We start from the raw sequence: 14,473 nt of genomic DNA, 5'->3' as shown, positions 1-14,473 counted from the left end.
ACCTGGAGGTTGTATGAAGATTCTGCTGACCGGCGGTACAGGCCTGATTGGCCGTCATCTCATTGCGCGCCTGCAGGCGTTACATCACGACATTACCGTGGTAACGCGCAGCCCTGAGAAAGCGCGCCAGGTGCTGGGTGCCGGTATCGACATCTGGAAAAATCTGGCTGACCGGCAGAATCTGGACGGCTTTGACGCCGTCATCAACCTGGCCGGTGAACCTATCGCCGACAAACGCTGGACGGAAGAGCAAAAACAGCTGTTATGCAGCAGCCGCTGGAACATCACCGAAAAGCTGGTCGAGCTCATCCGTAACAGCCATACCCCGCCATCGGTACTGATTTCCGGTTCTGCGGTAGGCTATTACGGCGATCTCGGTGAGGTGGTCGTGACCGAAGAAGAGCCGCCGCACAACGAGTTTACCCATAAGCTCTGCGCCCAGTGGGAACGTATTGCCTGTGCTGCCCAGAGCGATAATACCCGCGTGTGCCTGCTGCGTACCGGCGTCGTTCTCGCGCCGAAAGGCGGCATTCTGGCGAAGATGCTTCCTCCGTTCCGGCTCGGACTGGGCGGCCCCATCGGTAATGGTCGTCAGTATCTGCCGTGGATCCACATCGACGATATGGTCAACGGTATTCTCTGGCTGCTGGATAACGATCTGCGTGGGCCGTTCAATATGGTTGCGCCGTACCCGGTGCGTAACGAGCAGTTTGCCCACGCGCTGGGTCATGCTCTGCATCGCCCGGCGATTTTGCGCGTGCCCGCAACCGTGATTCGCCTGATGATGGGTGAAGCGTCCGTGCTGGCGCTGGGCGGGCAGCGCGCGCTGCCTAAACGGCTGGAAGCGGCCGGGTTTGCGTTTCGCTGGTATGACTTAGAAGAGGCGTTGAGGGATGTGGTGGGGTGAATATGTTACATTTGTACGCCATGTCCCGATGAAATGGCGTAACTATGGCAACCATCACCACACCCCGGCTTCACCTCACCCCTTTCGAGCCCACTGACTGGGCCTTCTTCCGCTCGTTGCGGGAAGATCGCAATATCATGCGTTACATGGCCGCCATCGCGCCGGAAAAAGAGACCCGGCGCGTATTTGCTGCGCGCTTAACGGCGGCGCACGTTTTTGTGATTCGTTTTCATGATGATGACACGCCGCTGGGCGATATCGGCCTGCAAATCAGCCCAGAGAATCGTGAAGAGGCGGATATTGGCTATACGGTTGTGCCTGCTGCACAGAGGAAAGGTATCGCCAGTGAGGCGTTGCGGGCGGTATGTGAATATGCGTTTAACCAGACCGGCGTGAAAGCGATTAACGCCTACGTACTGGCGGACAATGGCGGGTCGGTGCGGGTGCTGGAGAAAGCGGGGTTTGTGCGTACGCAGGTGCTGGAGAAGGCGTTCGAGATTGACGGCGTACGGTATGACGACTGGGTGTATCGGCTGGAGTGCGGTGCGGTCTGATGCCCTCACCCCGGCCCTCTCCCACAGGAGAGGGAGAAAACCCAGCCTGTAGGCCCGGTAAGCGAAGCGCCACCGGGCGATTGGGCTGCACTGCGGCCCTCTCCAGGGGGAGAGGAAGAAAGGCAAAACCTACTTCAAAGAGCCCTTCAGGAACTGCTGCAAACGCGGGCTTTGCGGATTCGCCAGCACCTCATCCGGATGTCCCTGCTCTTCGATTTTCCCCTGATGCAGGAAGATCACGTGGTTCGAGACGTTGCGGGCAAAGCCCATCTCGTGCGTTACTACGACCATGGTTTTACCCTCTTCGGCCAGCTTCTGCATGATGCGCAGTACTTCGCCAACCAGTTCCGGGTCAAGTGCTGAGGTCGGTTCGTCGAACAGCAATACTTCAGGCTCCATCGCCAGCGCACGGGCGATAGAGACACGCTGCTGCTGACCACCAGAGAGATGCACCGGGTACTTTATCTGCTGTCGCTCATCGATACCCACTTTCGCCAGGTATTTCACCGCGCGCTCACGGGCCTCCTGCTTGCTTAAACCCAGCACCTGAACCGGCGCTTCCATAACGTTCTCCAGCACCGTCATGTGGCTCCAGAGGTTGAAGTGCTGGAAAACCATTGTCAGTCGCGTGCGCAGCAGGCGCAGCTGGTTCTTATCTGCCACCTTCAGCTGGCCGTCTTTATCCCGGGTCAGATTGATATTCTGCCCGCTCACCACAATTGAGCCTTCACTCGGCTTTTCGAGGAAGTTGATGCAGCGCAGGAAGGTACTTTTCCCCGAGCCAGATGATCCGATAATACTGATCACGTCGCCTGCATTTGCCTGCAGCGACACCCCTTTCAGCACTTCATGTTCGCCGTAGCGTTTGTGCAAATCAATTACGTTTAATTTGTTCTCAGCCATCATCATTCTCAGTGCGTCGAAGAGGGTTTTATATGCTGCAACCAGCGCTTTTCTGCCTTACGGAACAGGCTAATCAGGACGTATGAAATAATCAAATAGAGCACTGCCGCAATGCCAAACGCGGTAAACGGCTGATAGGTCGCAGAGTTGATATCGCGGGCGATTTTAAGCAGGTCCGGCACCGTGGCGGTAAAGGCCAGCGCGGTGGAGTGGAGCATTAAAATCACTTCGTTACTGTAGGCTGGCAATGCGATACGCAGCGCCGACGGCAGAATAATGCAACGGTACAGTTTCACCGACGAGAAGCCGTACGCGCGCGCCGCTTCGATTTCTCCGTAAGGAACGGAGCGGATGGCCCCGGCGAAAATCTCGGTGGTGTAGGCGCAGGTGTTGAGCGTCAACGCCAGTACCGTACAGTTCAGGCCGCTGCGGAAGAAGGCGTTCAGCATCTCGGTGCCTTTCACAATCTCCAGCGTATACATGCCCGAATAGAACACCAGCAACTGTACGTAAAGCGGTGTACCGCGGAATACGTAGGTAAACAGCCAGATCGGGAACTGAATAAATTTATTGTTCGACACGCGGCCAATGGCAAGAAACACCGCCAGAAAGCCACCCATCACCACCGAAGAGATCAGCAGCCACAGCGTAATGGCCACGCCGGTAAAGCGATAGCCGTCCGTCCACAGCAGCGATTTCCAGTATTCCTGAATAATCTCAATCACAGGTCAGCCCTCTTCACACCCACGGAGTAGCGACGTTCGAGCAGAAGCAGCACACCATTGGAGACGGTCGTAAAGACCAGATAGATCACGCCACACACCACCGCAAAGTAGAACGGCTCCCAGGTACTTTTACCGGCAAGCTGCGTGGCCTTTACCACATCTTCCAGACCCAGCAGAGAGACCAGCGCCGTGGCCTTGAGGATAACCTGCCAGTTGTTGCCAATGCCCGGAAGCGCGTAGCGCATCATGGCCGGGAACATAATCCGGCGAAACGTCTGGGAGGAGGTAAAACCGTAGGCGGTCGCCGCTTCTATGTGTCCTTTCGGTACCGCCATATAAGCGCCGCGGAAAGTTTCGGTAAAGTACGCGCCGTAGATAAAACCGAGAGTGATAATACCGGCTACCATCGGATCGATATCGATCTGTCCCATTCCCATGGCGTCCGTCACGCTGTTAAGCGCGATCTGCAGCCCGTAAAAGATAAGCAGCATCAGCACCAGATCGGGAACGCCGCGAATCAGCGTGGTATAACCTTCAAAAATCAGCGCCAGCGGTTTGTTAGCCGAAAGCTTCGCCCCTGCGCCTGCCAGACCTATCAGCACCGCCAGCACCACGGAGCTGATAGCCAGCTCAAGGGTGACAAGCGCGCCCTGTAAAATAACGCCAGAAAATCCGTACAGCATACCGCGAGCCCTGTCGTATCGTGAGTGATGGACCGTGTCTTATCCCCTCCCTGAGCGGGAGGGGCCGCACGTTATTTGACGGGGCGATTAGCCGCCGTAAACATTAAAATCGAAGTACTTTTTCGCCAGTTTGTCGTACGTGCCATCCGCGCGCATTTCAGCGAATGCTTTGTTCAGCGCTTCGCGCAGCTCGTTGTCTTCTTTACGCAGACCCATACCGGTGCCGACACCAAACAACTTCACATCTTTAATGGATGGGCCGCCAAATTTGTAATCTTTACCTACCGGCGTCTTCAGGAAGCCTTCACTCGCGGCGACTTCATCCTGGAAAGCGGCGTCGATACGGCCTGCCGTCAGATCAGCGTAGATATTTTCCTGGCCCTGATAAGAGACGATTTCAATCCCCTTCGGTGCCCAGTGTTCATTACCGTAGGTTTCCTGGGTAGTGCCCTGCAGCACGCCCACGCGTTTGCCTTTCAGTGATTCGAGGGTAGGCTGGATATCAGACGATTTAGCCACCACCAGACGAGAATCTGCCGCATAGAGTTTGTCGGTGAAGGCAATCTCCTGTTGACGTTTTTCAGTGATGGAAAGCGAGGACATGATAACGTCGATTTTTTTGGCTTTCAGCGATGGGATCAGTGCATCCAGCGGGTTCTCAACGTAGGTACACTGCGCTTTGATGCGTTTGCACAGCTCATTGGCCAGATCAATGTCAAAACCGACCAGTTCACCCTTCGAATTCTTAGATTCGAACGGGGCATAGGTAGGGTCGGTACCAATACGAATTTTCTGCGGAATTGCTGCGAACGCCGCGGTAGCGCTGGAAAAGGCCAGCACCAGAGATAACGACAACACGAGTTTTTTCATATCTGTCCTCAACAAACTGTCTTCTTACGTGATTTTTACGACGACGGGGTGGTGCTAATGTGCCATCAATCCACGCCATCAGGCAAAGATTAATGCCTTTCAGGCGAGATTTTTTGCATGATAAATGCGTAAGTATGCACACAGCGATCCAATACGGTGCACGAAACGCACCATATTGGATCAATCACACCCGCAATGCACCAGAACAGTGCACCATCATCGAGTATCAATCACCGTAGACGTTGAAGTCGAAGTATTTCTTCGCCAGTTTGTCGTAGGTACCGTCTTTGCGCAGTTCTGCAAACGCTTTGTCGAAGGCGGCTTTCAGCTCGGTATCATCTTTACGCAGGCCAATACCGGTGCCGTCACCAAAGTATTTTTTGTCTTTCACGGACGGGCCAGCAAAGGCGTAGTCTTTACCTGCCGGCTGTTTCAGGAAGCCTTCACTTGCGGCAACCTCATCCTGGAATGCCGCATCCAGACGACCGGCCGCCAGGTCAGAATAAATCAGATCCTGGTTCTGGTAAGCCACCACGTCAACGCCCTTCTCACGCCAGTTTGCATTGGCATAACCTTCCTGAGTCGACCCCTGCAGCACGCCGACATGCTTGCCTTTCAGGGAGTCAATGGTTGGCTGAATGGGGGAGCCTTTTGCCGCAATCAGACGGGAATCCGCGGCGTAGAGCTTGTCAGAGAAGGCAATTTCCTGTTGACGTTTTTCGGTGATGGAAAGAGAAGAGATAATGGCGTCGATTTTCTTGGCTTTCAGCGACGGAATTAACGCGTCAAAGTCGCTGCCCACCCATGTGCATTTCACCGCAATGCGTTTGCACATCTCATTACCCAGATCGATATCAAACCCTACGAAATCGCCTTTCGCATCCTTGGAAGAGAATGGCGCGTAGGTTGCGTCTGTACCGATACGCACTGTCTGTGGAAGCGCTGCATAGCTACCTGCTGCTGCACTTAACCCCACCAGCAAAGACAGAGCCAGAACCGTCTTCTTCATACATTTACCCTCAAGTACCGTGATTTTATTATGTATTGTGTTGTGTGTTGTGTTGCAGGCTTCTCTTGCAGGTCTTATGCCACATTGCCGTCGGGTCAAAACTTCGACGTTAAATATGTTAATAAAACGTTGCGATATTGCCTTAATGGTGAAAGATAGCAGGTCTGCCGAACGAACCGGAAAGAGAAAAAGGGAAAAAACGAATTAAATGTCGAGGATATGATCGCCGTTGCAATTTTGCCCTGAAACAGGGCATCGTCTCTGTTCATGCACGCTGTTTGTGCACAGAATCAGGCGCCCTGCCAGCGGGTGAAGAGGTCTTCGGGCAGGTGGATATCAAACTGATCCAGCACGCGGTTCACTGTCTGATTAATCACGTCATCGAGCGAGGCCGGACGATGATAAAACGCCGGCACCGGCGGCATGATCACCGCGCCCAGTTCAGCGGCCTGGGTCATTAAACGCAGATGCCCCAGATGCAGCGGCGTTTCGCGCACGCAAAGCACCAGAGGACGACGCTCCTTCAGCACCACGTCCGCCGCACGCGTCACCAGCGTGTCGGTATAGCTGTTAACGATGCCGGAGAGGGTCTTAATTGAACAGGGCAATATCACCATGCCCGCGGTTTTAAACGAGCCGGAGGAGATGCTGGCAGCGATATCGCGGGCATCGTGTACCACATCCGCCAGCGCCTGGACATCGCGCAGGGAGAGATCGGTTTCGAGGGAGAGGGTCTGGCGCGCAGCCTGGCTCATCACCAGATGGGTTTCGACTTCCGCCACGTCACGCAGCACCTGCAACAGACGCACGCCGTAGATCGCGCCACTGGCGCCGCTAAGCCCAACAATGAGTCGTTTCATGATTTTCGCCCTTACTGATTTCAGGGCAGACTGTGCAGGATTTTGCGGGGAGTTGCAAGTGAGGGCGAAGGCCCTCACCTGCCTGCACAATTAACCTTCGTTGTGCATCTCTAAGCTTTCGAGATCGTTTTGCAGCTGGACGGCTTTCGCATCGTCGTTGCGCAGCGAATCGAGATAGTCCAGATACTGCTGATCAACATCTTTGGTGACGTAAACCCCGTTAAACACGGAACATTCAAACTGCTGAATATCCGGGTTCTCGGCGCGCACCGCGTCGATAAGATCGTTCAGATCCTGGAAAATCAGGCCATCGGCACCGATGATCTGGCGAATCTCGTCCACTTCACGGCCGTGGGCAATCAGCTCGTTCGCGGTAGGCATATCAATGCCATACACGTTCGGGAAGCGAATCTCCGGTGCCGCAGAGGCCAGATACACTTTCTTCGCACCGGCTTCACGCGCCATCTCGATAATCTGCTCTGAGGTGGTGCCACGTACAATGGAGTCATCCACCAGCAGCACGTTCTTGTCGCGGAACTCAGCGCGGTTAGCGTTCAGTTTACGACGCACGGACTTACGGCGCAGCTGCTGACCCGGCATGATAAAGGTACGGCCAACGTAGCGGTTCTTCACGAAGCCCTGACGGTATGGCTTATCCAGAATGCGGGCGATTTCCAGCGCGATATCGCAGGACGTTTCCGGGATAGGAATGACCACGTCGATGTCCAGATCGTCCCACTCGCGGGCAATCTTCTCACCCAGCTTGGTTCCCATGTTCACGCGGGCGCTGTAGACGGAGATCTTATCGATAAACGAGTCCGGACGGGCAAAATACACGTATTCGAACAGGCACGGGTTGCTGACCGGGTTGTCTGCACACTGGCGGGTAAACAGCTGGCCCTTCTCAGTGATATAGACCGCTTCGCCAGGGGCTACATCACGCAAGAATTCGAAGCCCAGGGTGTCCAGCGCCACGCTTTCAGAGGCAACCATATATTCGGTACGGCCATCACCCAGGTCACGCTTACCGAGCACCAGCGGGCGGATACCGTTTGGATCGCGGAAGGCGACCATTCCGTGACCGATAATCATCGCCACGCAGGCGTAGGCACCGCGGATCTGGCGGTTTGTCGCAGCAACGGCGGCAAAGATATTGTCTGCTTCCAGCGGATAGTGGCGGAAATTATCCAGCTCGCTCGCGAACACGTTGAGCAGGATTTCTGAATCAGAGGTGGTGTTAATGTGGCGACGTTTCTCTTCAAACAGCTTTTTACGCAGCTCATGCGCGTTGGTCAGGTTGCCGTTGTGAGCAAGCGTGATGCCATACGGTGAGTTGACGTAGAAAGGCTGTGCCTCAGAGGCGCTGGAACTGCCAGCAGTAGGATAACGAACGTGACCGATCCCCATATTACCTTGCAGACGCTGCATATGGCGGGCTTCAAACACATCGTTTACCAGGCCATTCGCCTTACGTAAACGGAAGCAGTTGTTTGCATCAATGGTGATGATACCCGCAGCATCCTGCCCACGGTGCTGAAGCACCGTTAACGCGTCATAAATCGACTGGTTTACCGGCATGAAACCGGCGATACCGACAATACCGCACATTCGTCTTTTCCTCGTTAAGCCACATCTCAGAGCGGGTTACGCTCTGGGCAAGAAACTCGACGAGCTTTGCAGATAGTCAAAGAACCACCTGATGATGAAGCTGAACTCTGGAATGAGCTGCGATTTCTGCCAGTCTTCGCTTTTGGAAAACCCGGTAAAGGTATCCAGGAAGAACAGTATCGCGGCCACAATCAGCACGCCTCGTAATGCCCCGAAACAGATCCCGAGCACCCTGTCCGTTCCTGACAGACCGGTTTTCTCGACCAGCTGACCTATCACGTAATTCACGATAGCGCCGACAATCAGCGTCGCGATAAACAGCACCGCGATGGCGATTCCATTTCGGACCAGTTCATCTTCAAAGCCCGTGAACCAGACAGACAGGTAAGTGTAGTAATGACTGGCAACAAAGAAAGCACAACCCCAAGTCACCAGCGATAACGCTTCACGAACAAAGCCACGGATCAGGCTAACCAGACAGGAAAAACCAATCACCGCAATGATGGCGTAATCAATCCAGACCATATGTGTCCCACGATTTAACGCCCTGTCATCCAGTTCGGGGCGAATTCTAACAGAAAAAGAAAACGTTTGCGCAGGGATTTCCTTCCCGCGCGTAAATAAAAAAGGCGCTGAAAAAATGTTCAACGCCGTTGGCTTATTACGTCTCTTTGGACGTCTGCCACTCCCCCTCACCCTCTCCCCTTTGGGAAGAGGGCCGGGGTGAGGGGAACCTTATCAGTTCGCGCTGTAGTTCATCACCACACCGCTCAGGCCAGAGATCTGCTTCAGCTCACCGAGCGAGCCTTTGAGCTTATCCTTAGACGCTTCTGGCCCCACAAGGATACGGGTGATTTTACCCTGCACCGGCGTGGAAGGTGAAGTGTAAACGCGATAACCCGCACTGCGCAGCTTACCCACTACCTCATTGACCTTATCGGCATTTTTCAGCGCCCCCAACTGTACAACGTAGGCTTTACCCGTCGGTGGAGCCTCTTGCTGGGCCGGTTTTGCCGCAGGCGGCGTCTCTGAAGCCGCGGCCAGCTGTTCTGCTGCTTTATCCCGCTGCGGTTTCGGTTGTGTTTTTTCCACCGGCTTCGGTTTTTCAACCGGTTTCGGCTGCTCTACCGGCACCGGATCGATTTCGATGTTGTTATTCGCCGCCAGACGAGACGGATCGAGGGACGGCGCGGCCGCATCCCCGGCACGCACTTCTTCAGCCGCCCCTTCCGGCGGCTGAGCAGGCAGCGCCTGGGTCGCCGCAGGCAGCATATCCGGTTCGTCGCGATCGCCCGGCTTCGGCACCAGCGGAATGGCTGCAAATTCATCCTGGTAATGCTTTTTCTGCCCGTCGAGCAGACCCGGGAGGATAATCACCCCGAGCGCGACCAGCACAATGGTTCCTGTTAAACGGTTCTGAAACTTACTCGCCACCGGTTCTCCCCGCGTCCATCACTTCCATGACATGTGCCACCGTGTGGAACGAACCACACACCAGCACGGTATCTTCTGGTTTAGCATCCGCCATCGCGGCTTGCCAGGCCTGAGCCACGCTATTGTAGATTGCGCCTTTGCCGAGATGTTCCAGCAACTGCTCGGCCGTCGCACCGCGCGGCCCCTCCAGAGGAGCACAATACCAGCTATCGACCACACTCTCCATGCAGGCCAGCGTACCGCCGATATCTTTATCATGAAGCATACCGATAACCGCCAGCACGCGCCCGGTTTTTGGTAACGATTTGAGACGCGCGGCGAGATACGCCGCAGCATGCGGGTTATGTGCGACATCCAGTATCAGCCGCGGAGCGTCGCTGACAATCTGAAAACGCCCGGGCAGAATCGCATTCTGAATACCGTCGCGGATGGCCTGTTCGCTCACCGCCAGCCCGCTTGCGCGCAGTGCCGCCAGGGCGGTGGCGGCATTAGGTTGCGGTACCTGCGGCAGGGGCAGATTCTTCAGCGTTCCCTGCGCATCGCGATAGCGCCAGCCGTTGTTCTGAACCTCATACTGCCAGTCCACACCCCGGCGCAGCAGGTGAGCGCCCTTCTCTTTCGCCACGTCGGCAATGGTGTGCGGCATATCCGGCTCGCCAACCACCGCGGGCTTATTCGTGCGGAAAATACCGGCCTTCTCACGGCCAATACTTTCGCGATCGGGGCCCAGCCAGTCGGTATGATCCAGGGCAATACTGGTGACCACCGACACATCGGCATCCACCATATTGGTGGCATCCAGACGCCCGCCGAGGCCCACTTCCAGAATCACCACGTCAAGTTGCGCCTGTTTAAACAGCCACAGTGCCGACAGGGTGCCGTATTCGAAATAGGTTAATGAGATCTCACCGCGCGCCGCTTCAATTTCCGCGAACGACGCCGTATGCGCAGACTCTGGCAGTTCGCTGTTTTGCACGCGAACCCGCTCGGTGTAACGTACCAGATGCGGAGAGCTGTAGACACCAACCTTGTAACCGGCAGCCATCAGGACAGCTTCCAGCGTACGGCAGGTGGTGCCTTTACCGTTGGTTCCGGCGACGGTAAAAACAAACGGCGCAGGTTTCAGCACATCGAGACGCGCAGCAACCTGGCTTACGCGTTCAAGCCCCATATCAATGGTTTTACTGTGCAGGTTTTCCAGATAAGAAAGCCACGTGGCCAGGGGCGACGTGGCTTGGGGAATGCTTTTATTTTCCATGATGCCCGGTTGTCATTAACAGTTTATAAAGCAAAAGGGCAGCGCCAACCGGCCCTGCCCTTTTCAGTTATCAGGCCTCGGGTTCCTGATCCGGTACTACCACGCCTTCGCGCGGCTCATCCGGGTTCGGCGCTGGCAGATTCATCAGCTTCGCCAGGATGCTTGCCAGTTTCAGGCGCATTTCCGGGCGGCGGACGATCATGTCAATCGCGCCTTTCTCAATAAGGAACTCACTGCGCTGGAAGCCCGGCGGCAGTTTTTCACGTACGGTCTGCTCGATAACGCGAGGACCAGCAAAGCCGATCAGCGCTTTTGGCTCAGCGATGTTCAGATCGCCCAGCATCGCAAAGCTTGCAGAAACGCCACCCATGGTTGGGTCGGTCAGTACAGAGATGTACGGCAGACCGCGCTCCTGCATTTTAGCCAGCGCAGCAGAGGTTTTCGCCATCTGCATCAGCGACATCAGCGCTTCCTGCATACGTGCACCGCCAGAGGCGGAGAAGCAGATCAGCGGGCAGTTGTCTTCCAGCGCCTGCTCAACAGCACGCACAAAGCGCGCACCGACCACGGAACCCATTGAGCCACCCATGAAGGAGAACTCAAACGCGGCGGCCACTACCGGCATCTCGTGCAGGGTGCCTTTCATCACGACCAGCGCGTCTTTCTCGCCGGTCTCTTTCTGTGCAGAGGCCAGACGATCTTTATATTTTTTGGAATCACGGAACTTGAGCACATCTTTTGGCTCAAGCTCGCTACCCAGTTCTACCAGAGAACCTTCGTCCAGCAGGCTGTGCAGGCGATTACGCGCCGTCATGCGCATGTGGTGGTCACACTTCGGACACACCTCAAGATTGCGTTCCAGTTCTGCGCGATACAGAACCTGACCACAGCTATCACACTTCGTCCATACCCCTTCAGGAATGCTCGCTTTACGCGTTGGGGTAATGTTGCTTTTAATTCGTTCAATCCAGCTCATTGATAACCTTTCTGCCTGAACCTGGTCGTATGCCAGTTTTGCTGTAAGAGGCGAATAATGCCATTTTTGCCTCCAACAGACCATGAATGTTGCACATTAAAACATAACAGCCCGAAACTTTGGATAAAAAAGTGGTCGAACCGCCTGCGTGCATTTACTTCGCTTGCTTTGCTGCCGCGCGCTTGTGACGAATAATTTCGATAACACCCGGTAAAACAGAAAGCACAATAATCGCTACAATCAGTAACTTAAGGTTTTCCTGAACCACAGGGAGATCGCCAAACAGGTAGCCTGCATAGGTAAAGAGCAGCACCCACAGCAGCGCGCCAATGACGTTGTATGCCGCAAAATGACGATAGGACATGTGCCCCATTCCCGCCACAAATGGCGCAAATGTACGCACAATAGGCACAAAACGCGCAAGGAGAATGGTTTTTCCACCGTGGCGCTCATAAAACGCATGGGTTTTATCTAAATAGCTACGACGGAATATTTTTGAGTCCGGATTGCTGAATAAGCGCTCACCGAAGACCCGTCCAATGGTGTAGTTGACCGCGTCACCGACAATTGCGGCGATCACCATCAGCACCACCATTATGTGCACATTCAAATCGTTGCCAGGCAGCGCAGATAACGCCCCCGCGACGAACAGCAGCGAATCCCCCGGCAGAAACGGCGTGACTACCAGACCGGTTTCACAGAACAGAATGAGGAACAGAATGGCATACACCCAGACGCCATACTGCGCGACCAGCTCCGCCAGGTGAACATCAATATGCAGAATGAAATCAATCAGAAAACGTATTACGTCCATATTGTCTAAGCCTTAATTGCACCTTTGTTTAGTCCGCCAGAAACAGCGGGCCCATTGGCGGTTTTGGCAGGTCAAACCGGTCCGGATAGTCCACCGAGACCAGATACAGCCCTTCCGCTTTCGCCGTTGCTGCCGCAAGCGTTCTGTCCTTCGCTGCCAGCAGTTCTGCAATCCAGCTCTCCGGCTGGTGTCCGGCACCCACTTCCATCAGGCTGCCCACAATATTCCGCACCATATGATGTACAAAGGCATTGGCTTTGATATCCACCACCACATACGCGCCAAAACGGCTGACGTTTATGTGCATGACGTTACGCCACGGCGTGCGGGACTGACACTGCACCGCACGAAACGAGGTAAAGTCATTTTCACCAATCAGACACTGCGCCGCACGATGCATACGTTCTGCATCCAGCGGTTCATAAAAATGCGTCACGCCCTGGCTTAACACCGCCGGACGAAGACGCTGATTGTAGATGACATAGCGATAACGGCGCGCAGTGGCGCTGAAACGCGCATGAAAATCATCCGGCACAGCTTTCACCCAGCGCACCGCAATGTCACCAGGTAAATTCGCATTTACACCCAACGTCCAGGCAGCGTCCTTGCGCACGGCGGTGGTTTCAAAGTGAACCACCTGCCCCGTTCCGTGGACACCGGCGTCAGTGCGCCCTGCACACAGGACGTTAATCGGTTCGTTCGCCACCTGAGAGAGCGCTTTCTCCAGTTTTTCCTGGACACTACGCACCTCATTTTGACGCTGCCAGCCATAATATTTACTGCCGTCGTACTCGATACCGAGGGCGACTTTATGAACCGGCTTTTGTTCCACGTCTGACATCAGTACAGATACTCCTGCACCAGTTTTTCAGCGATTTTGACCGCCATCAGCGCGCCGCCGAAGCGCACGTTATCGGCTACGGACCAGAACTGAACCTGCTCCGGCATACCGTAATCATTCCGTACGCAGCCCACCGAGAGGTGTGCGCTGCCGGTGGCATCGCCAACCTGCGTCGGGAATTCACTCTCTTCGGAGAGCACAATGTCTTCACCGCGGCCGAACGCATCACGCGCTTCTTCTGCGGCCAGCGGACGCAGGGCTTCGAAACCTACCATCTGCGCATGACCGTAAAAGACCGGCGACTGCACGACATTTGCGGAGATCATCAGCCCCTCGTCCTGCAGAATTTTGCGCGCTTCGTCGACGATACGGCGCTCTTCACGCACGGAGCCTTCACGATCCGGCAGCAGCGGCAGCATATTGAATGCCAGCTGACGGCCGAAGAAATCGTCTTCGTCAATCGGGATGCCGTTCAGGAGCTTCGCACTCTGTCCGGCCAGCGCGTCGACGGCCTTTTTGCCTTGCGCAGAAGCGGAAAGCAGGCTGGTCACGGTGATACGCGACAGACCGCCATCGTCGATTAAAGGTTTAAGAGCGGTCAGCAGCTGGCTGGTCAGGCTATTGGGAACCGCAATGATATTGCGGTTACGGTAGTCGGCCAGGACAAACGGGTTCACGTCCGGCACCACCAGCGGGACATCCGGCTCCATCGAGAACAGGCCGCTCAGATCGATCACCAGACAGCCAGAATTCGTCGCGTCTTCAATGTACGACGCGGTGGCTTCAGCACCTGCCGCAAAAAAGGCCAGCTGCGCCTGCGTCCAGTCGAATTCGGCGGCATCCTGAACCATGACGGATTTGCCGCCAAAACGCAGATGCTCACCGGCGCTGTCAGTGCGCGCCAGTGCATAGATATCACCCACCGGGAACTGACGCTCAGCAAGGGTTTCGAGCAGGGCTTCACCCACGGCACCCGTGGCACCTAAAATGGCAATGTTCCAGCCTTCAGACATGGTGGTTTACTCCAGAAA

At 55.3% G+C, this 14,473-nt stretch carries 16 protein-coding genes; 2 read left to right on the top strand and 14 right to left on the bottom strand.

The window, feature by feature from the left end; genetic code table 11:
* The first annotated feature begins 13 nt into the window (after positions 1 to 13).
* Entirely contained in the window at positions 14 to 907 is an 894-nt protein-coding gene (locus ACOTZF_RS18575; protein ID WP_038984394.1) for a TIGR01777 family oxidoreductase, read from the top strand.
* Positions 908 to 951: 44 nt separating this feature from the next.
* Positions 952 to 1,461: a GNAT family N-acetyltransferase gene (locus ACOTZF_RS18570; RefSeq protein ID WP_038984392.1), complete on the top strand. Its 510-nt coding sequence runs from the start codon at positions 952 to 954 to the stop codon at positions 1,459 to 1,461.
* 129 nt (positions 1,462 to 1,590) lie between these two features.
* On the opposite strand, the gene hisP is transcribed toward ACOTZF_RS18570, so the two are convergent.
* The 14 genes from hisP to ACOTZF_RS18500 form a co-directional block, all read right to left on the bottom strand.
* Positions 1,591 to 2,364: a histidine ABC transporter ATP-binding protein HisP gene (hisP, locus tag ACOTZF_RS18565; protein WP_020690627.1), complete on the bottom strand. Its 774-nt coding sequence runs from the start codon at positions 2,362 to 2,364 to the stop codon at positions 1,591 to 1,593.
* A gap of 8 nt (positions 2,365 to 2,372) precedes the next feature.
* Entirely contained in the window at positions 2,373 to 3,089 is a 717-nt protein-coding gene (locus ACOTZF_RS18560) for an ABC transporter permease (RefSeq protein WP_038984390.1), read from the bottom strand.
* Positions 3,086 to 3,772: a histidine ABC transporter permease HisQ gene (locus ACOTZF_RS18555; RefSeq protein ID WP_013098131.1), complete on the bottom strand. Its 687-nt coding sequence runs from the start codon at positions 3,770 to 3,772 to the stop codon at positions 3,086 to 3,088. The genes ACOTZF_RS18560 and ACOTZF_RS18555 overlap by 4 nt, the downstream gene beginning before the upstream one ends.
* Before the next feature lie 87 nt (positions 3,773 to 3,859).
* Positions 3,860 to 4,642: a histidine ABC transporter substrate-binding protein HisJ gene (gene hisJ, locus ACOTZF_RS18550; RefSeq protein WP_008502592.1), complete on the bottom strand. Its 783-nt coding sequence runs from the start codon at positions 4,640 to 4,642 to the stop codon at positions 3,860 to 3,862.
* Positions 4,643 to 4,868: 226 nt separating this feature from the next.
* A complete protein-coding gene (argT, locus tag ACOTZF_RS18545) occupies positions 4,869 to 5,651 on the bottom strand; it encodes a lysine/arginine/ornithine ABC transporter substrate-binding protein ArgT (RefSeq protein WP_013098132.1) in 783 nt (260 codons plus the stop codon).
* Positions 5,652 to 5,941: 290 nt separating this feature from the next.
* The gene (locus ACOTZF_RS18540; protein ID WP_013098133.1) at positions 5,942 to 6,511 is read right to left on the bottom strand and encodes a UbiX family flavin prenyltransferase; all 570 of its coding nucleotides are present in this window, start codon (positions 6,509 to 6,511) and stop codon (positions 5,942 to 5,944) included.
* A 90-nt stretch (positions 6,512 to 6,601) separates the two neighbouring features.
* Positions 6,602 to 8,119 carry an amidophosphoribosyltransferase gene (gene purF / locus ACOTZF_RS18535; protein WP_014832786.1) on the bottom strand — a complete coding sequence of 506 codons (1,518 nt, stop codon included), beginning with the start codon at positions 8,117 to 8,119 and terminating at the stop codon, positions 6,602 to 6,604.
* Between the two features lie 36 nt (positions 8,120 to 8,155).
* Positions 8,156 to 8,644, bottom strand: coding sequence for a colicin V production protein (cvpA, locus tag ACOTZF_RS18530; protein WP_000262116.1), 489 nt, complete (start codon positions 8,642 to 8,644; stop codon positions 8,156 to 8,158).
* A gap of 213 nt (positions 8,645 to 8,857) precedes the next feature.
* The gene (gene dedD / locus ACOTZF_RS18525; RefSeq protein ID WP_129251892.1) at positions 8,858 to 9,553 is read right to left on the bottom strand and encodes a cell division protein DedD; all 696 of its coding nucleotides are present in this window, start codon (positions 9,551 to 9,553) and stop codon (positions 8,858 to 8,860) included.
* A complete protein-coding gene (gene folC, locus ACOTZF_RS18520; RefSeq protein ID WP_421636192.1) occupies positions 9,543 to 10,811 on the bottom strand; it encodes a bifunctional tetrahydrofolate synthase/dihydrofolate synthase in 1,269 nt (422 codons plus the stop codon). The genes dedD and folC overlap by 11 nt, the downstream gene beginning before the upstream one ends.
* A 70-nt stretch (positions 10,812 to 10,881) precedes the next feature.
* Positions 10,882 to 11,787, bottom strand: coding sequence for an acetyl-CoA carboxylase, carboxyltransferase subunit beta (gene accD / locus ACOTZF_RS18515; RefSeq protein ID WP_013098138.1), 906 nt, complete (start codon positions 11,785 to 11,787; stop codon positions 10,882 to 10,884).
* A 154-nt stretch (positions 11,788 to 11,941) separates the two neighbouring features.
* Positions 11,942 to 12,601 (bottom strand): DedA family protein, encoded by a 660-nt coding sequence (locus tag ACOTZF_RS18510; protein ID WP_129251897.1) that lies wholly within the window; start codon positions 12,599 to 12,601, stop codon positions 11,942 to 11,944.
* Between the two features lie 28 nt (positions 12,602 to 12,629).
* Entirely contained in the window at positions 12,630 to 13,442 is an 813-nt protein-coding gene (truA, locus tag ACOTZF_RS18505) for a tRNA pseudouridine(38-40) synthase TruA (RefSeq protein ID WP_013098140.1), read from the bottom strand.
* Positions 13,442 to 14,455 (bottom strand): aspartate-semialdehyde dehydrogenase, encoded by a 1,014-nt coding sequence (locus ACOTZF_RS18500; protein ID WP_013098141.1) that lies wholly within the window; start codon positions 14,453 to 14,455, stop codon positions 13,442 to 13,444. The genes truA and ACOTZF_RS18500 overlap by 1 nt, the downstream gene beginning before the upstream one ends.
* Between the last annotated feature and the right edge of the window lie 18 nt (positions 14,456 to 14,473).

The organism is Enterobacter cloacae complex sp. SHL021 (genome assembly GCF_049237765.1).
In the GTDB taxonomy this organism is placed as follows: domain Bacteria; phylum Pseudomonadota; class Gammaproteobacteria; order Enterobacterales; family Enterobacteriaceae; genus Enterobacter; species Enterobacter cloacae.
The sequence above is the reverse complement of the archived record's forward strand: the minus strand, read 5'-3'. Positions and strand labels throughout refer to the sequence as shown.

What these genes read in the sequence shown, in the direction of transcription:
- hisP (WP_020690627.1), bottom strand. Translation starts at nt 2,364, where the DNA reads ATGGCTGAGAACAAATTAAACGTAATTGATTTGCACAAACGCTACGGC.
- hisJ (WP_008502592.1), bottom strand. Translation starts at nt 4,642, where the DNA reads ATGAAAAAACTCGTGTTGTCGTTATCTCTGGTGCTGGCCTTTTCCAGC.
- accD (WP_013098138.1), bottom strand. Translation starts at nt 11,787, where the DNA reads ATGAGCTGGATTGAACGAATTAAAAGCAACATTACCCCAACGCGTAAA.
- ACOTZF_RS18555 (WP_013098131.1), bottom strand. Translation starts at nt 3,772, where the DNA reads ATGCTGTACGGATTTTCTGGCGTTATTTTACAGGGCGCGCTTGTCACC.
- argT (WP_013098132.1), bottom strand. Translation starts at nt 5,651, where the DNA reads ATGAAGAAGACGGTTCTGGCTCTGTCTTTGCTGGTGGGGTTAAGTGCA.
- ACOTZF_RS18510 (WP_129251897.1), bottom strand. Translation starts at nt 12,601, where the DNA reads ATGGACGTAATACGTTTTCTGATTGATTTCATTCTGCATATTGATGTT.
- ACOTZF_RS18500 (WP_013098141.1), bottom strand. Translation starts at nt 14,455, where the DNA reads ATGTCTGAAGGCTGGAACATTGCCATTTTAGGTGCCACGGGTGCCGTG.
- cvpA (WP_000262116.1), bottom strand. Translation starts at nt 8,644, where the DNA reads ATGGTCTGGATTGATTACGCCATCATTGCGGTGATTGGTTTTTCCTGT.
- truA (WP_013098140.1), bottom strand. Translation starts at nt 13,442, where the DNA reads ATGTCAGACGTGGAACAAAAGCCGGTTCATAAAGTCGCCCTCGGTATC.
- folC (WP_421636192.1), bottom strand. Translation starts at nt 10,811, where the DNA reads ATGGAAAATAAAAGCATTCCCCAAGCCACGTCGCCCCTGGCCACGTGG.
- ACOTZF_RS18570 (WP_038984392.1), top strand. Translation starts at nt 952, where the DNA reads ATGGCAACCATCACCACACCCCGGCTTCACCTCACCCCTTTCGAGCCC.
- ACOTZF_RS18575 (WP_038984394.1), top strand. Translation starts at nt 14, where the DNA reads ATGAAGATTCTGCTGACCGGCGGTACAGGCCTGATTGGCCGTCATCTC.
- purF (WP_014832786.1), bottom strand. Translation starts at nt 8,119, where the DNA reads ATGTGCGGTATTGTCGGTATCGCCGGTTTCATGCCGGTAAACCAGTCG.
- ACOTZF_RS18540 (WP_013098133.1), bottom strand. Translation starts at nt 6,511, where the DNA reads ATGAAACGACTCATTGTTGGGCTTAGCGGCGCCAGTGGCGCGATCTAC.